Source organism: Streptomyces bicolor (assembly GCF_000719285.1).
Taxonomy (GTDB): Bacteria; Actinomycetota; Actinomycetes; order Streptomycetales; family Streptomycetaceae; genus Streptomyces; species Streptomyces bicolor.
On record NZ_JOFS01000020.1, the window covers coordinates 336,969 to 352,318 of the forward strand.

14 protein-coding genes, 1 pseudogene and 1 riboswitch are annotated in these 15,350 nt (G+C 69.3%); of the genes and pseudogenes, 5 read left to right on the forward strand and 10 right to left on the reverse strand.

The genetic code is table 11. The annotated features are described in order from the left end of the window. Positions 1-141 precede the first annotated feature (141 nt). The gene (locus IF78_RS0126595) at positions 142-768 is read left to right on the forward strand and encodes a TetR family transcriptional regulator (RefSeq protein ID WP_031485397.1); all 627 of its coding nucleotides are present in this window, start codon (positions 142-144) and stop codon (positions 766-768) included. Between the two features lie 372 nt (positions 769-1,140). Here IF78_RS0126595 and IF78_RS0126600 read toward each other — a convergent pair whose 3' ends face one another. Continuing rightward, positions 1,141-2,004: a thioesterase family protein gene (locus tag IF78_RS0126600; RefSeq protein WP_031485399.1), complete on the reverse strand. Its 864-nt coding sequence runs from the start codon at positions 2,002-2,004 to the stop codon at positions 1,141-1,143. Positions 2,005-2,146: 142 nt separating this feature from the next. Between IF78_RS0126600 and IF78_RS0126605 the strand changes: the two genes are divergently transcribed. Beyond that, positions 2,147-3,385 (forward strand): alpha/beta hydrolase, encoded by a 1,239-nt coding sequence (locus IF78_RS0126605; RefSeq protein WP_031485401.1) that lies wholly within the window; start codon positions 2,147-2,149, stop codon positions 3,383-3,385. Here IF78_RS0126605 and IF78_RS0126610 read toward each other — a convergent pair. The 9 genes from IF78_RS0126610 to IF78_RS0126650 all read right to left on the reverse strand — a co-directional run bounded on the left by IF78_RS0126610 (position 3,294) and on the right by IF78_RS0126650 (position 13,070). Next, positions 3,294-3,950: a trimeric intracellular cation channel family protein gene (locus IF78_RS0126610; protein ID WP_031485402.1), complete on the reverse strand. Its 657-nt coding sequence runs from the start codon at positions 3,948-3,950 to the stop codon at positions 3,294-3,296. The genes IF78_RS0126605 and IF78_RS0126610 overlap by 92 nt on opposite strands. A gap of 63 nt (positions 3,951-4,013) precedes the next feature. Beyond that, a complete protein-coding gene (locus tag IF78_RS0126615; protein ID WP_031485404.1) occupies positions 4,014-5,189 on the reverse strand; it encodes an ABC transporter ATP-binding protein in 1,176 nt (391 codons plus the stop codon). Beyond that, positions 5,186-6,283 carry an ABC transporter ATP-binding protein gene (locus IF78_RS0126620; protein WP_031485406.1) on the reverse strand — a complete coding sequence of 366 codons (1,098 nt, stop codon included), beginning with the start codon at positions 6,281-6,283 and terminating at the stop codon, positions 5,186-5,188. The genes IF78_RS0126615 and IF78_RS0126620 overlap by 4 nt, the downstream gene beginning before the upstream one ends. Beyond that, positions 6,280-7,287: an ABC transporter permease gene (locus tag IF78_RS0126625; RefSeq protein WP_031485407.1), complete on the reverse strand. Its 1,008-nt coding sequence runs from the start codon at positions 7,285-7,287 to the stop codon at positions 6,280-6,282. Before IF78_RS0126625 ends, IF78_RS0126620 begins: the two co-directional genes overlap by 4 nt. A 69-nt stretch (positions 7,288-7,356) precedes the next feature. Continuing rightward, a complete protein-coding gene (locus tag IF78_RS0126630; RefSeq protein ID WP_483316147.1) occupies positions 7,357-9,105 on the reverse strand; it encodes an ABC transporter substrate-binding protein in 1,749 nt (582 codons plus the stop codon). Positions 9,106-9,163: 58 nt separating this feature from the next. Further along, positions 9,164-10,162: an ABC transporter permease gene (locus IF78_RS0126635; RefSeq protein WP_031485409.1), complete on the reverse strand. Its 999-nt coding sequence runs from the start codon at positions 10,160-10,162 to the stop codon at positions 9,164-9,166. Positions 10,163-10,523: 361 nt separating this feature from the next. Beyond that, positions 10,524-11,282 (reverse strand): enhanced serine sensitivity protein SseB C-terminal domain-containing protein, encoded by a 759-nt coding sequence (locus IF78_RS0126640; protein ID WP_051828196.1) that lies wholly within the window; start codon positions 11,280-11,282, stop codon positions 10,524-10,526. Positions 11,283-11,467: 185 nt separating this feature from the next. Further along, on the reverse strand, positions 11,468-12,259 hold the full coding sequence (locus IF78_RS0126645) for an enhanced serine sensitivity protein SseB (RefSeq protein WP_031485413.1): 792 nt from the start codon (positions 12,257-12,259) through the stop codon (positions 11,468-11,470). 136 nt (positions 12,260-12,395) lie between these two features. Continuing rightward, on the reverse strand, positions 12,396-13,070 hold the full coding sequence (locus tag IF78_RS0126650; protein WP_031485414.1) for an AAA family ATPase: 675 nt from the start codon (positions 13,068-13,070) through the stop codon (positions 12,396-12,398). 171 nt (positions 13,071-13,241) lie between these two features. After that, a riboswitch (glycine riboswitch) is annotated at positions 13,242-13,340 on the forward strand. 174 nt (positions 13,341-13,514) lie between these two features. On the opposite strand from IF78_RS0126650, the gene gcvT reads away from it, so the two are divergent. The 3 genes and pseudogenes from gcvT to IF78_RS46470 form a co-directional block, all read left to right on the forward strand. Beyond that, a complete protein-coding gene (gene gcvT / locus IF78_RS0126655) occupies positions 13,515-14,636 on the forward strand; it encodes a glycine cleavage system aminomethyltransferase GcvT (RefSeq protein WP_031485416.1) in 1,122 nt (373 codons plus the stop codon). 142 nt (positions 14,637-14,778) lie between these two features. Continuing rightward, a complete protein-coding gene (gene gcvH / locus IF78_RS0126660) occupies positions 14,779-15,156 on the forward strand; it encodes a glycine cleavage system protein GcvH (RefSeq protein WP_031485417.1) in 378 nt (125 codons plus the stop codon). 15 nt (positions 15,157-15,171) lie between these two features. After that, a pseudogene (locus IF78_RS46470) lies at positions 15,172-15,350 on the forward strand (serine hydroxymethyltransferase); the annotation flags it as partial.

A 15,350-nucleotide genomic window follows, 5' to 3' on the forward strand; every position in this document is an offset into this window, starting at 1 on the left:
GATCCCCCTTCGAGATCTCGCCCTCCGAGATCTCTCTCGTTACGGTTCGGTGAACAGTTGTAGTAACAGTTGTTCACTGACTCCAAGTCTAGCGCGCCCCACGGCTTTTCAATTCCAGAGAACAGTTGTTAACTGCATGGCATGAGTCACACCCTCGGCATTCGGCAGGCCCAGAAACAGAAGACCCGGCAGTCGCTCCTGGACGCAGCGCTGGGACTGCTGGAGGAGCAGAGCCTGAGCAGTCTGGGCCTGCGCGAGGTCACCCGCGAGGTGGGCGTCGCCCCGACGGCGTTCTACCGGCACTTCCGCTCCACCGCCGACCTCGGCGTCGCCCTCGTCGAGGAGGCGCTCGGCAGCCTGCACCCCATGATCCGCACGATCGTCAGCTCGGCCGGCGACAGCGATCAACGCATTGAGCGCGCCGTCGAGTTGATCGCCCGGCACGTCGAGACGCACCCGGCCCACGTCCGCTTCATCGCCCGCGAACGACATGGCGGGGTGCAGTCGGTGCGGGAGGCGATCCAGGACCAACTGGCCCGCTTCGCCGAGGAAGTGAAGGTCGCGCTCACCAAGGACCCGGTCTCCGCGGGCTGGAACGACGACGACCTCCTCATGCTCGCCAACCTCTACGTCGACCAGATGCTGATGACGGCCTCCCTGTTCCTGGACGCCCTGGAGGCACCCCAGGAGGAGCGGCAGCGCGTCGCCCAGGTCGCCACCCGCCAGATGCGGCTGATCAGCATCGGCCGCGAACACTGGCTGGACTGAGCACGGGCAACGCAACAGGGCGGCACCCCCGTCCCCGGGAGCACCGCCCTGTCACACGGCTCTCATACGGCTGTCGTACGGCGTATCGCGTCAGCTCTTGGTCGCCGTCGCCGCCGCGCTCGGCGCTCCGCTCGGGGCACCGCTGGGCGCCGCCCCGCCGCCCTGGCCACCGCCGGGACCGCCGCAGCCGCCACCCTGCCCACCACCGGGGCCGCCCTGACCGCCGCCCTGAGCACCATCCTGACCGCCGCCGGGACCACCACTGGGCGCCCCGCTCGGCATGCCCGAGGGCGCACCACTGGGCGCTCCCGGGGCGCCGCTGTTGATCACCTGTGCGCCGGGCGATGCCATCAGGCCGTGACAGAAGCGGCTTCAGCCCAGCCGCACCCGCGCCAACTGCCGCGACTGCGCCACCAGTCGGTCCGCGCTGTCCCAGACCTCCGCGTCCTCCTCCAGGAACCCGCCCGCGAGGTTGCGCGTGGTGATCGACACCCGCAGCGGGCCCGGAGCCGGGCGGCAGCGTATGTGGACCGTGAGTTCGACCGTGGGGACCCAGCCGGAGATGCCGATCTCGAAGGCGGTCGGCGGGAGGGCGTCCACCGCCAGCAGCAGGGAGAGGGGATCGGCGTCACGGCCGTCGGCCAGGCCGAACCAAGCCCGCATCTCACCCTTGCCCGAGGGTTGGCCGAGGGCCCAGCCCAGGGTCGACGGGTCCAGCTTGAGCATCAGCCGGTCGGCGATGGCCGAGCTGCCCGAGACGGGGGCCGGGCCGTCCTCGGGGCCGAAGCAGTGCTCCATCGGCGGGAACGCCGGCGGCTTGGCCGTCGTACGGACGTCGTCGGGGAGGGCGTCGAGGTCGCCGTAGGAGGCGAGGACGCGGATGCGCTCGACCTCCCGGCCCTGCTCGTCGTATTGGAACAGCGAGGCCTGGCCGGTCGACAGGGTGCGGCCGGTGCGCACCACGTCCGTGCGGACGACCGCCGGGCCCGGCTGGGAGGCGGTCAGGTAGTGCGCGGAGATGGTGAACGGGTCGCCGTGCGGCAGGGCGTCGGCGAGGGCGCGGCCGAGGACGGCGAGCAGATAGCCGCCGTTGACGGCGCTGATGATGGTCCAGCCGGCCGAGAGGTCGATGTCGTAGACGCCGGGTTCGCGCGGGGTGAGCGCGGTGTCGCGGTCGAACTCGCTGTCGCCGATCGTGGCCTTCGGGGCCGTCGGTGCGGAGGCTGCTTCTGGCATGGATGAACGGTACAACAGCAAACTACTAAGCGGTAGCTTTCCACTCCTGCGAGGAACTGACGCACAGTGAGATGCGGACAACTTTCGGTAAGTGCCCCCGCTCGTCCGAAACCCGGACCCCGTTATCCCCCTCTATGAGGACATGAGCCTCACCGGGACCCCGTTCCTCTACACGCTGATCGCGCTGTGCGTCGCCGCCGTCGCGCTGCCGCTGGTCCTCTGGTCGCGGGTGCGCGGACCCGGGATCGTGCGGGCCGCCGCCAGGCTGCTGATGGTGCTGTTCGCCCAGGGCACGGCGGTCGCGCTGGTCTTCACGATGGTCAACAACTCCAATCAGCTGTACGACAGCTGGGGCGACCTGCTCGGCACCAGCGACCATGTGCAGGAGGCGGCGGACCTCGGGGCGAGCGGCACCGGCGGGATCGCGCTGGAGAAGCTGCCCAAGGTCAAGCAGACCTTCAGGCAGGGCAAGGGCCCGGGCATGCGCGCGGAGGGCGGGGTGCTCGTCACTCACCTCAAGGGCCGGGTTTCCGGAGTGCACGCCGAGGTCAACGTCTGGCTGCCGCCGCAGTACCACGAGCCCGCCTACCGCAATCACCGGTTCCCGGTCGTGGAGGTGCTGCCGGGCTACCCGGGCTCGTCGAAGGCCTGGTACGGGACGATGGACGCGCCCGAGCAGCTGGCGCCGCTGATGCGCAGCGGGCAGATCGAGCCGTTCATCATCGTCTCGCCGCGCACCACGCTGCTGCCCGGCAAGGACACCGGCTGCGCCAACATCCCCGGCAAGGTGAACGCCGACAGCTGGATCAGCATCGACGTGCCGAAGATGGTCATGGACAACTTCCGGGCCCAGGCCGCGCCGGACGGCTGGGCGGTCGCCGGGTACTCGGCGGGTGCGCACTGCGCGGCGAAGCTGGCGGTCGCCCACCCGGACCGCTACCGGGCCGCGGTCAGTATGTCCGGCTACAACGACCCGGCCGCCGTACCGCAGTCGCTGGCCGGAAAGTCCCCGGCCCTGCGGGCGGCGAACAACCCGTACGTGCTCCTGAAGGAGGCCCGCGTCCCGCCGCGCGTCGCGCTGTATCTGTCCGGACAGCCGAAGGACGGGTACGAAGCCGCCCTGGCCCTCCAGCGGGTCGCGAAGGCGCCCACGACCGTGGACGTGGTGTTCATCCCGAGCAGCGCCGGCGGCCACACCATGGCGCTGTGGAAGCCGCAGGTCGTCCCGGCGTTCCGCTGGCTTACCGAGGTGATGGGAGGCCCGCAGCCGGCCCGTACGGCGCCGGGGGCTACTCCTCTCGCACCGTCGACCGCCGGTTCCAAGCGCGCGGAGCTCGCCAGTGGAACCGCATCGCGAGAAGACGCAGCGCGAAGGCCGTGACGGCCGCGAGGGCGCTGGTGAGCGGGGTCAGGGCGTCGTAGCGGATGCACAGGACGACCATGGCGGCGCCGACCATAGCCGGCACCGCGTACAGATCGCGGTCCCAGCGCAGCAGTGACGGCACCTCGTTGGCCAGGACGTCGCGCAGCACACCGCCGCCCACCGCGGTCGCGAGGCCGAGGCAGGCGGAGGCGGTGAGGCCGAGGCCGTAGTCGTACGCCTTCGTCGTCCCGGCGACGCAGAACAGGCCGAGGCCAGCCGCGTCGAAGACGTTCACGCCGGTCTGGATGCGCTCCACGTGCGGGTGGAGGAAGACGACGAGGAGCGCGGCGAGCAGCGGGGTGACGAAGTACCCGAGGTCGGTGAAAGCGGCCGGGGGTACGGCGCCGATGACCAGGTCCCGGAACAGCCCGCCGCCCAGGGCGGTGACCTCGGCGAGGACGGCGATGCCGAAGACGTCGAAGTTCTTGCGGACGGCCAGCAGGGCGCCGGAGATCGCGAAGACGAAGATGCCGATCAGGTCGAGCGTGTGCTGGACGGACGGGGTGAACAGTTGCTGGAGCACCCGTACATTCTTGCGCAGCACAAAGCCCCCGCCTTGCAAAGGAAGGCGGGGGCCCGGTCCTGGTTACTTCTTGTCGTCCGTCGCCGAGGCCTCAGGGTTCTCCTCGGAACCGTCGGCCTCCGCGGCCTCCTCCGTCGGCACCAGCTCCGCCGCCTCCTTGGCCACGGACAGCAGCACCGTGTCCTGCGGCTGCTGGTCCTCGAAGTTCTCGGGGTGGTGGCAGGCCACCCGCTGCCCCGGCCGCAGCTCCGCCAGCGGCGGTTCCGTCGTCCGGCAGACCTCCGTCGCCTTCCAGCACCGGGTGTGGAAGCGGCAGCCGCTCGGCGGGGAGATCGGGGAGGGGACGTCGCCGCGCAGCAGGATGCGCTCGGACTTGGCGCCCCGGCGCTTCGGGTCCGGCACCGGCACCGCCGACATCAGCGCCTTCGTGTACGGGTGCATCGGCGCCTCGTACAGCGAGGTGCGGTCGGCGAGTTCGACGATCTTGCCGAGGTACATCACCGCGATCCGGTCCGAGACATGCCGTACGACGGACAGGTCGTGCGCGATGATCACGTACGTCAGGCCGAGCTCCTGCTGGAGGTCGTCCATCAGGTTCACGACCTGGGCCTGGATCGACACGTCCAGCGCGGAGACCGGCTCGTCCGCCACGACCAGCTTCGGCTTCAGGGCGAGCGCGCGGGCGATGCCGATGCGCTGGCGCTGGCCGCCGGAGAACTCGTGCGGGTAGCGGTTGTAGTGCTCGGGGCTCAGACCCACCAGCTCCAGGAGCCGCTGGACCTCCTTCTTCACGCCGCCCTCGGGCTCGACGCCCTGGAGCCGGAACGGTGCCGAGACGATGCCGCCGATGGTGTGCCGGGGGTTCAGGGAGCCGTACGGGTCCTGGAAGATCATCTGGATGTCCCGCCGCAGCGGGCGCATCCCGGCCGTGTTCAGCCGTGTGATGTCCTTGCCCTCGAAGTGGATGGTCCCGCCGGTCGGGTCCTGGAGCCGGGTGATGACCCGGCCCATCGTCGACTTGCCGCAGCCCGACTCGCCGACCACGCCGAGCGTCTCGCCCTTGCGCACCTCGAAGTCGATGCCGTCGACGGCCTTGACCGCGCCGACCTGGCGCTGGAGCACGCCCTTGCGGATCGGGAAATGCTTCTGCAGGCCCTCGACCCTGAGCAGCACCTCGCGCTCGTCGGAAGCGGCGGCCGCCCCCACTTTCACCGCTTCGGTCTTGTTCGTCTCACTCACAGCTTCGGCGCAATCTCTTCGGTCCAGATCCGCGTGCGGTCCTCCGGCGAGAGGTGGCAGGCGGAGAAGTGTCCGCTGCCGACCGGCTGGAGCTCCGGGCGCACGGTACGGGTGACATCGCCCTTGGGGAGGTCCGCGTACGGGCAGCGGGGGTGGAAGGCGCAGCCCGAGGGGACGTTGATGAGGCTCGGCGGCTGGCCCTTGACGGGGATGAGCCGCTCGGAGGTCTCCCGGTCGATGCGCGGCATCGAGCCCAGCAGACCCCAGGTGTACGGGTGCTGCGGGCGCTCGAAGACGTCGTCGACCGTGCCGCGCTCCACGCACCGGCCGCCGTACATCACCAGGACGTCGTCGGCGATCTCGGCGACCACACCGAGGTCGTGGGTGATGAGGATGACGGCGGAGCCGAACTCCTTCTGCAGGTCCCTGATGAGGTCGAGGATCTGCGCCTGGACGGTGACGTCGAGGGCGGTCGTGGGCTCGTCCGCGATGAGCAGTTCGGGGTTGTTGACCAGCGCCATGGCGATCATCGCGCGCTGGCGCATACCGCCGGAGAACTCGTGCGGGTAGTTGTCGACGCGCTTGTCCGGCTCGGGGATGCCGACCCGGTCGAGCATCTCGACCGCCCGCTTGCGCGCGGTCTTCTTGTTGACGTCGTGGTGGACCCGGTAGGCCTCGACGATCTGGTTGCCCACCGTGTAGTACGGGTGCATCGCGGACAGCGGGTCCTGGAAGATCATCGCCATCTCGCGGCCGCGCAGCCGGCGCACCTCGTCCGGGTCGGCGGAGACCAGCTCCTGCCCGTCCAGCCAGATCTCACCGGACATCTGCACGTTCTTGCCACGGGCGCCGAGCCGGTGCAGGCCCATGATCGCCAGCGAGGTGACGGACTTGCCGGATCCCGACTCGCCCACGATGCAGAGGGTCTTGCCCTTCTCCACCTCGAAGCTGAGCCCGTCGACGGACTTGACCAGGCCGTCGTCGGTGGGGAAGTGCACCTTGAGGTCACGGACCGCGAGAAAGGCGTCGGGCGCGTTCGACGGGGAGCTCGTGGGCTCACCCATGGCAGCACCGGTCTTGGAGAGTTCGGTCACGAGAGCCTCACGCGCGGGTCGGCGGCGGCGTAGAGCAGGTCCACCAGGAGATTTGCGATCACGACGAAGAGGGCGGCCAGCAGGGTGACGCCGAGGATCGGGGGCAGGTCGTTGTCGGTGATGCCCTGCACCGCGTACTGGCCGATGCCGGGCAGCGAGAACACGGTCTCCGTGATCACGGCGCCGCCGAGCAGCAGGCCCAGGTCCATACCGAAGACGGTGATGATCGGGGTCAGTGCGGCCCTCAATCCGTGCCGGGCCACGACCTTGCGCTCGCGCAGGCCCTTGGCGCGGGCCGTGCGGATGAAGTCCTCGTTCATCGTCTCGAGCATGCCCGAGCGGGTGAGCCGCGCGTAGATGGCGGAGTACAGCAGAGCGAGCGAACACCAGGCAGGGAAGAGCGTGTTGGCCCACTGGGCCGGATTCTCGGTGAACGGTACATAGGTGCGGCCGAAGATCGGCCACTGGAAGGTGAAGAGCAGCAGCGCCAGGTTGCCCGTGAAGAACATGGGCAGCGAGACACCGGCGAGCGCGACGCCCATGAACGTACGGTCGAAGAAGCTGCGGGGCTTGAGCGCGGAGATCACGCCGATCAGCACACCGGACACCAGCCACAGCACCGCCGCACCGGCCGCCAGCGAGAGGGTCACCGGCAGGCGCGAGGTGAGCTGCGGCCAGACCTCGACGTGGTTCTTGAAGGAGTAGCCGAAGCACGGCGCGTTGCAGTGCGCCGTGGTGGGGCCCAGGTCATAGGTGGCGCCGGCCACGATCCCCTTGATGAAGTGCCAGTACTGGACGTACAGGGGCTGGTCCAGACCGAGGTTCTGCTTGACCGCGGCGATGTCGGCCTTCGTCGGGCTCTTTCCGATGTACTGCTGCGCGAGCTGGTCGGCGGTCTGGCCGGCCATCCGTGGCAGCAGGAAGAAGATCGCGAAGGTGACCGCGGTGACGACCAGCAGCAGGATCACTGCCGCGACCGTCCGACGGAGGATGTACGAGATCACGGGGACCGGCGCTGGTGCCCGCGGGCCGCGAAGCCCACGGGCACCAATGCCTTCACCTGCCTTCCGGGGCTACTTCTTGGTCGTGCCGATGTTGAGGTAGTCGTACTGACCGCTGAAGGCCGCCGTGGACACCAGGTTGGTGAAGTTGGCGGGGCGGTAGAGCAGGACCTTGAAGTAGGTCAGCGGGACGAGCGCGGCCTGGTCCATCGCGCGCTTGTCGATCTGGGCGTACAGGCTGTTGCGCTCGGTTTCGTTCTCGGTCGCGATGGCCTTCTCAAGCAGCTCGTTGATCTGCTTGTCATCGATGTACGAGAGGTTGGTGTTGCCGGACGCACCGATCGCGTCACCGTGCAGGATCTGCTGGAGGAAGCCGTAGCCGGACGGCCAGTCGGCGCCCCACTGCATCATGTGCAGACCGATGTTCTGCTTCTTGTCGAAGGTCGGCACACCCGCGTAGTCGGTGAAGTACTTGCCCGACGGGTACTGCTTGAGGGTGGCGTTGATGCCGGCCTTCTTCAGCGAGGCGATGATCGCGGTGGCCGCGTCGATCTCCTGCGGACGGTCGCTGCGCGCCGAGATGTTGGTGCTGATGGTCGACTTGCCGCAGGCCTTCAGCTGCTCCTTGGCCTTGGCGACGTCGCCCTTGTTGCCGGGCGTGGCGTAGACGTCCGCCTTCTGGTAGCCCGGGATGTCCGGCGGGAGGACGGTCGTGGCGATGTCACCGCGGATCGGGCCGCCCTCGGCGGTCTGCACGGAGACCTTGTCGATGGCGTACTGGACGGCCTTGCGGCACTCGACCTTGTCGAACGGCGCGACCTGGTTGTTGATCGCCAGGTAGACCAGACGGCCACCGTAGGTGTTGTCGGTGTTCGCCTTCAGGTCGGCGCTGTTGACGACCTTCGCCTGGGTCGCGGCCTGGACACCGGTACCACCGAGGTCGATCGCCGTGCCGGCCTGGACGTCCTGGTCGATCGTCTCGGCGTTGACCTTGAGCTTGACGACGATCTTGTCCGGGTACTGCTTGCGCAGCGGGTCCGTCTTCGGGTCCCAGTTCTCGTTGCGGACGAGGACGGCCTGCTTGCCCTCGTCGTAGCTCTCGAACTTGTACGAGCCCGAGGACACGATGCTCTTGACGTAGTCGATGCCCTTGTCCTTGGCCTTGGGCACCGGAGCCGTCTGCGGCGTCGCGACCAGGTAGTCGAACTCCTGGAAGGCGCGGTTGAGGTGGAAGACGACCGTGGTGTCGTCCGGCGTCTCGATGGACGCGAGGCCCTTGTCGCTCTTGTCCTTGTACGGGCCCTTGTACTTGTCGCCGCCCTCGAGGAACTGCTGGAAGTAGTTCGGGCCGAGGGAGAGCACGTCACGGGCGAAGTTGGAGCGCTCGACGGCGTACTTGACGTCCTTCGAGGTGATCGGCGTGCCGTCCTCGTACTTCAGGCCCGCACGCAGCTTGTACGTCCAGGTCTTGCCGCCGTCGCTCGGCTCACCCGGACTCGCCGCGAGGTCCGGGACCAGCTCGTTGCCGGCCTCGCCGGGGGCGGGCTTGAAGGTCATCAGCGGGCGGGCGTACAGCCGGCTGAGGTTGTACATGTACGCGTAGTAGGTGTTGCCGGGGTCGAACGAGTCCGGGACGTCCGCGTACTCGTACGTGACCGTCCCGCCCTTCTGGGTGGAAGCGTTCACGACGCCCTTGGTCGCTGCGTTGGCCCCAGCCGACTTGTTTCCGTTCTCACTGCCGTCATCGGCTTTGCTGCATGCCGAGAGCAGCAGGCTCGCACTGCCGATTGCCGCCACCGCGGCCAGCGTTGACCTTCGCATGATGGTCCGCTTCCCCTCCATTGTTGGAAACCTTTTGGACTCGCACCGCGGCCGCGGGTCAGCGGCTGCGCGGGTCGAGAGCGTCACGGAGACCGTCGCCGAGCAGGTTGAACGCCAGGACGGTCACGAAGATGGCCAGACCAGGCACGATCATGAACTGGGGGTCGACCTGGTAGTAGTCGACTGCCTGGTTGATCATGCCGCCCCAGGACGCCTGCGGGGGCTGGATGCCGACGCCGAGGAAGCTCAGGGACGCCTCGAAGAGGATGTTGGTCGGGATGAGCAGCGTCGAGTAGACGATGATCGGGCCGACGAGGTTCGGCAGCAGCTCGCGGAAGAGGATGTACGGCCCCTTGGCCCCCATCCCCCGCGAGGCGTCGACGAACTCCCGCTCACGCAGGGCCAGTGTCTGGCCCCGCACGATGCGGCCCAGGTAGGGCCAGTTGAAGAAGCCGATGACGAAGATCAGCACGCTGATGTGCAGCGGCAGGCCCTCCAGCCCGAAGGCTCCGCCCTGCAGGGTGGCCGAGATGGCGATGGCGAACAGCAGGAGAGGGAACGCCAGGAACGTGTCCATCAGGCGGCTGATGACCGTGTCGACCCGGCCGCCGTAGTAGCCGGCGACCACGCCGAGGACCGCGCCGATCGTGTTGGACAGGATCGTGGCGCCGAAGGCGACGACCAGCGAGACCCAGGAGCCCTCGAGGATGCGGGTGGCGATGTCCCGGCCGAACTTCGGCTCGACACCGAGCGGGTGCTCCCAGCTCATGCCGCCGAAGTCACCCTTGGGCAGGGAGGTGTTGGGGTCGATCAGGTCCTGGTTGAGGGCGTTGGGGTCCAGGCCGAACATGGCCTGAATGGGGCGGGAGAGGATCGCGAGGAGGATCAGCAGGATCACGATGATCCCTCCGGCGACCGCCACCCTGTCCTTCTTGAAGCGGGTCCAGGCGATCTGCCCCAGAGACCGACCCTCGATCTGCTTGGACTCGACCCCCGCAAGCACGGCCTCGGGCTGGGCCCCGGCCTGCGATCCGGTGGTCTCGATCGGTGCCGTCACTTTGCGATTGACCCCTCTCGGCCGGCGGTTGCCGACCCCCCTGGCTGCCGCTGTAGCGGTTGCTTCAACTCGTACACAGGACCGACCGGCCCGTGTCTTGCCGGGAGTCTTCAACGCTTTGGCGATCTGTTGCCAGAGTTGGCGGGGAAAGGATGCGCAACCGTGATGCTGTCTGGGGGGTTCCGTTATCCGAACAGCGGGTAGCGACGGGCGGACGCGAGCCAGTTGGGGCGTATGAGGGCGGACCGGGACCTTCCGATCGACTCTACGCGCGGAGATCTACCTGTGAAACCGCAGTCGCGAGCGGCTCGCGCCTACGAAGCCGAGCTGCCGACCGACCAGTAGGTCAGCCGCTCGATGATCAGTAACGGCCCGGTGCCGGTGGGTAGCCGTAGCCGGCCGCCGGAGCCTGCGCGGGGGCCGCGGCGTGTGCCTCGCGGTCGTAGAAGGGGCGGGCGTTCGCGCGCATCCACATGGCGACCGGGTCGTACTCGTCGGACATCGCCACGGTCGAGACGGGCAGCCCGTCCGGGACCGCGCCGATCGACTGCGACATCATCGAGCGCACCGAGTCCACGGCGGGCGGGCTGGTGTCGTACACGTCGAGCCCGATGGCGAGATACGGCGCGCCCAGGGCCGGCTGTACCCAGGCGCGGCGCAGGGAGCGGACGGCCGGGGTGCGGTGGGCGTTCTGCGCGAGCAGGGCGTAGAACTGCGGGATCTCGATGCCGGGTTCCGACAGGCGGAGGGGACCGGCGGGCTGGCGGTCCAGGCCGGTGGCGATGCGGCGCAGGTCCAGCCAGGGGATGCCGACGCCGCCGCCCGGGGCGTGCGGGTTCAGCCACAGGCCGTAGTGGTCGGGGTAGAGGGTGCGGGCCACGTCGACACCGTCGACCACCTCGTACGAGCGGTTCCAGCCGCTGGCCGACAGCTCCTGGGCGGAGGTGACGCACGGGGCGTAGCCGTGGCCGTCGACCTCCATGTTTCCGTACTGGGCGTCCGGGGAGCCGGCCTGGCCGTGCCACAGCAGCATCCAGACCTGGCCGGTGGAGGGGGTCGCGAGCGCGCGCAGGAGGGCCTCGTAGGCGTCGTAGCGCCCGGGCGTCACCTGGCGCAGCATGTGCTCGACGCTGCCGCTGAGGCTCACGCTCACCTGTAGTACCGCCCCTTCGAAAAGTTGCCCCGCGTTGAGTGACAGCTTAGGCGCCCAGTAGCTCGGGACTTGTTCCGCGTGGGCGAGTGCAGGTGCATTGTGGCTGGTCGGGCAGTTCCCCACGCCCCTGGGGGCGCTGCCCCCGAGGGACGCTACAAATCCCGCTGGTAAAAGGGACGGACCCGCTGGCGCATCCAGTCGATCACCGGGTCCTGGGTCACGTCCATCAGGACCAGGTTGACCGGCCACTGGACCGGGGTTCGGCCCAGGGCCTGGGCCAGGGCATGCATGGGGGCCGCGCGCAAGTCGCCCTCCCACTGGGAGAGTTCGACGCCTATGAACATTACGGGGGCGGCCGTCTCGATCGCGGCGAGGCAGCGGCGGGCCGTGGTGACCACGCCGGTCTCGGCGAACTCGGCCGACGCCGCCGCGAGGAAGTCGACCGGGTCCTCCTGCCAGTCGGGCTCGTAGAGCTTGACGCGGCCGCCGGAGGTGAGGCCGTCCAGTGGGGTGCGGCCCACCCGGCAGAGGTCGGCCACGGCGGCCGGGGGCAGGGGGACGCCGACCACACCGTCGGGGTTCACGGCGATGCCGACCTGCGGGGGCAGGCCGCGGGCGAACTCGACGGCGGGGGCGATGGTGTACGACATGTGGGAGCCGACGACCTGGCGGAACTGTTCCTCGGAGCTGAAGACGGGGACGTACGCCTGGCCGCCGATCTCCACCGTGGGCAGGTCCAGCGGGCCGCTGTGCGGGCCGCCACCGCCGGGCAGGGGGACCCAGACGAAGCTGCGGCCCAGCACCTCGATGATCCGGCCGCCCGCCGACGGCACACCGAGGGAGGCCCCGAGCACCTCCTCCAGCTCGTTGCCGGGCCAGCCGCCGTGCGGGTGGGCGTGTGCGTGTGCCGGGAAGTCCGCGGGGAGATCCGCTGGGAAGTCCATCTGAATGACCGCCTGCTGTGAACCACGTCTGTGGCTCAGAAGGCTATCCGGTGTCCGGCCCGCGCAGGTCCACGGCCGGTCGGCTCACACAAGCGTCCGGTACGAGTCCGGCCGGCCCGCGAACGTATACGTCCGGTCAGCCCGCGAACCCGATCCGGCGCAGTACGTCCGCCGCCGAGCGGTCGACCAGCACCGCAGAGCCGCAGCCCCGGGGCAGGTGGCCCTTCTCCACCGAGTGCAGCAGTCGGGAGGCCGCTCTGCGGTGGCGCAGGAAGGCGTACCGCGAGACGCCGCGGCCGCGCTCGCGCTGGCCTTCCAGGGCCGTGTCCGGGGGGACGTCGAGCAGCAGCAGGTGCAGGGTGCCGCCGCGGCGGCGGGCCTCGCGGGCCAGCCAGCCGCGCACCCAGGCCTGCGTACCGCAGTCGTGCACGACGACGCCCGCGCCGGAGCGCAGGGCGCGGCGCAGTCCGGCGTAGTGCGCGAGGCGCACCAGCGGGCGGTAGAGGGCGTAGGGGAGGAAGCCGGGCATACGGGCGTCCCAGCGGTCCCGGGTGTCCTGGGAGTCGATGCGGACACCCTTCACCGCACGCTTCATCAGGGTTGACTTGCCGCTGCCGGGCAGGCCGGTGATCACGACGAGGTCCTTGGGGCCGAAGAGCAGGGCGTGCGGGCTGCGGCCGGCGCGCTCGCGCAGGTCGCGGACCACGGGTGCGATGCGCCTGCCGCGGGCTTCGACACCGGGGGCCACGGGCTGCTTGGGCAGTGCGATGCCCGAGGTCGTGGCGTACGCCGTGGTGCGGTTCACCGTCATCGTCCTCCTCCGGGGGTCAGGAGTCCCTATCCCCACTGAGCGTAAAGAGAAGGTAATGGATGATCTCTCGCATTTTCGTTCGCTTCCTGCCACAAGCTGGTTACAGACACGGCCCTGCCGAAGACGAGCCCGGCGTGCAATGATGTGCGCGCCAACTGCATACCGGCCGTTTGAATCCGCGCGGGAGAGTCCTCAGCAGTCCACCGCTGGGGCGCCGAAGGAGCAAGTCCCTCCCTTGAATCTCTCAGGCCCCGTTACCGCGCGGGCGAGGCACATCTGAAAAGCGGGCCGCCACCTCCCTTCTCCTCGAGAAGCGGTGCGACCCCACCCAAGGTGCAAGCCGTGATCGTCCCTGTGGCGGTCCCGGCGAACCTCTCAGGTTCCGATGACAGATGGGGAGGAACGACCTCGCCCGAGATGTCTTGCCTGGGAGACGACCGACCGATGAGCAGTACAGGAGAACTCCGTCACACCGCGCTCGATGCCCTGCATCGCTCGCTCGGCGCGACGATGACCGACTTCGCCGGCTGGGACATGCCGCTTCGCTACGGCTCCGAGCGCGACGAGCACAACGCCGTGCGCACCAAGGCCGGACTGTTCGACCTCTCGCACATGGGCGAGATCACGGTGACGGGGCCGGAGGCGGCCAAGCTGCTGAATTACGCCCTCGTCGGCAACATCGCCTCCGTCGGCGTCGGCCGCGCCCGCTACACCATGATCTGCCAGGCCGACGGCGGCATCCTCGACGACCTGATCGTCTACCGGCTCGCTGACAGCGAGTACATGGTCGTCGCCAACGCCTCCAACGCCCAGGTCGTCCTGGACGCGCTGACCGAGCGGGCCGCCGGCTTCGACGCCGAGGTCCGCGACGACCGGGACGCCTACGCGCTGCTCGCCGTCCAGGGCCCCGAGTCCCCGGGCATCCTGAAGTCGCTCACCGACGCCGACCTCGACGGCCTGAAGTACTACGCCGGCCTGCCCGGCACCGTCGCCGGCGTCCCCGCCCTCATCGCGCGCACCGGCTACACCGGCGAGGACGGCTTCGAGCTGTTCGTGAAGCCGGAGCACGCCGTCGAGCTGTGGCAGGCGCTGACCAAGGCGGGCGAGGGCGTGGGCCTGGTCCCCTGCGGCCTGTCCTGCCGGGACACGCTGCGCCTCGAGGCGGGCATGCCGCTGTACGGCCACGAGCTGTCGACGTCGCTCACCCCCTTCGACGCCGGGCTCGGCCGGGTGGTGAAGTTCGAGAAGGAGGGCGACTTCGTCGGGCGCGAGGCGCTACAGCAGGCCGCCACCCGGGCCGACGAGAACCCGCCCCGCGTCCTCGTCGGCCTGGTCGCCGAGGGCCGTCGCGTCCCGCGTGCCGGAATGGCGGTCGTCGCCGGCGGCGAGGTGATCGGCGAGGTCACCTCCGGTGCACCCTCCCCCACGCTGGGCAAGCCGATCGCCATGGCCTACGTCGACGCGGCGCACTCGGCGCCGGGCACGGCCGGGGTCGGCGTGGACATCCGCGGCAGCCATGAGCCGTACGAGGTCGTGGCGCTGCCGTTCTACAAGCGGCAGAAGTAACGCTCGAAGCGGCGGATCCAGCGCCGGAAAGACAGACTGACAGCGGCGCGTGCGTGACCCTGCGCACATTTCCGCTGCTCACACATGTTTCCAGCAGTCCCCCATTCATCACCACTCCCGCGCGTACAGGAGAATTCAGGCCATGAGCAACCCCCAGCAGCTGCGCTACAGCAAGGAGCACGAGTGGCTGTCGACCGCCGAGGACGGCGTCGCGACGGTCGGCATCACCGAGTTCGCGGCCAACGCGCTCGGCGATGTCGTCTACGCCCAGCTCCCCGAGGTCGGCTCGACCGTGACCGCGGGTGACACCTGCGGCGAGCTGGAGTCGACCAAGTCGGTGTCCGACCTGTACTCCCCGGTCACCGGCGAGGTCACCGAGATCAACGAGGACGTGGTGAACGACCCGGCGCTGGTGAACTCCGCCCCCTTCGAGGGCGGCTGGCTGTTCAAGGTACGCGTCACGGAGGAGCCGGCCGACCTGCTCTCCGCCGACGAGTACGCCGCCCACACCGCCGGCTGAGGAGTCGTACCCCTGATGTCTGACACGTCTGACAAGTCGCTTCTGAACGCGCCCCTGCACGAGCTCGACCCGGCCGTCGCGGCCGCGCTCGACGCCGAGCTGGAGCGCCAGCAGTCCACCCTGGAGATGATCGCCTCCGAGAACTTCGCGCCGGTCGCGGTCATGCAGGCGCAGGGCTCGGTCCTGACGAACAA

What these genes read in the sequence shown, in the direction of transcription:
- IF78_RS0126595 (WP_031485397.1), top strand. Translation starts at nt 142, where the DNA reads ATGAGTCACACCCTCGGCATTCGGCAGGCCCAGAAACAGAAGACCCGG.
- IF78_RS0126600 (WP_031485399.1), bottom strand. Translation starts at nt 2,004, where the DNA reads ATGCCAGAAGCAGCCTCCGCACCGACGGCCCCGAAGGCCACGATCGGC.
- IF78_RS0126605 (WP_031485401.1), top strand. Translation starts at nt 2,147, where the DNA reads ATGAGCCTCACCGGGACCCCGTTCCTCTACACGCTGATCGCGCTGTGC.
- IF78_RS0126630 (WP_483316147.1), bottom strand. Translation starts at nt 9,105, where the DNA reads ATGCGAAGGTCAACGCTGGCCGCGGTGGCGGCAATCGGCAGTGCGAGC.
- IF78_RS0126640 (WP_051828196.1), bottom strand. Translation starts at nt 11,282, where the DNA reads ATGCTGCGCCAGGTGACGCCCGGGCGCTACGACGCCTACGAGGCCCTC.
- IF78_RS0126645 (WP_031485413.1), bottom strand. Translation starts at nt 12,259, where the DNA reads ATGGACTTCCCAGCGGATCTCCCCGCGGACTTCCCGGCACACGCACAC.
- IF78_RS0126650 (WP_031485414.1), bottom strand. Translation starts at nt 13,070, where the DNA reads ATGACGGTGAACCGCACCACGGCGTACGCCACGACCTCGGGCATCGCA.
- gcvT (WP_031485416.1), top strand. Translation starts at nt 13,515, where the DNA reads ATGAGCAGTACAGGAGAACTCCGTCACACCGCGCTCGATGCCCTGCAT.
- gcvH (WP_031485417.1), top strand. Translation starts at nt 14,779, where the DNA reads ATGAGCAACCCCCAGCAGCTGCGCTACAGCAAGGAGCACGAGTGGCTG.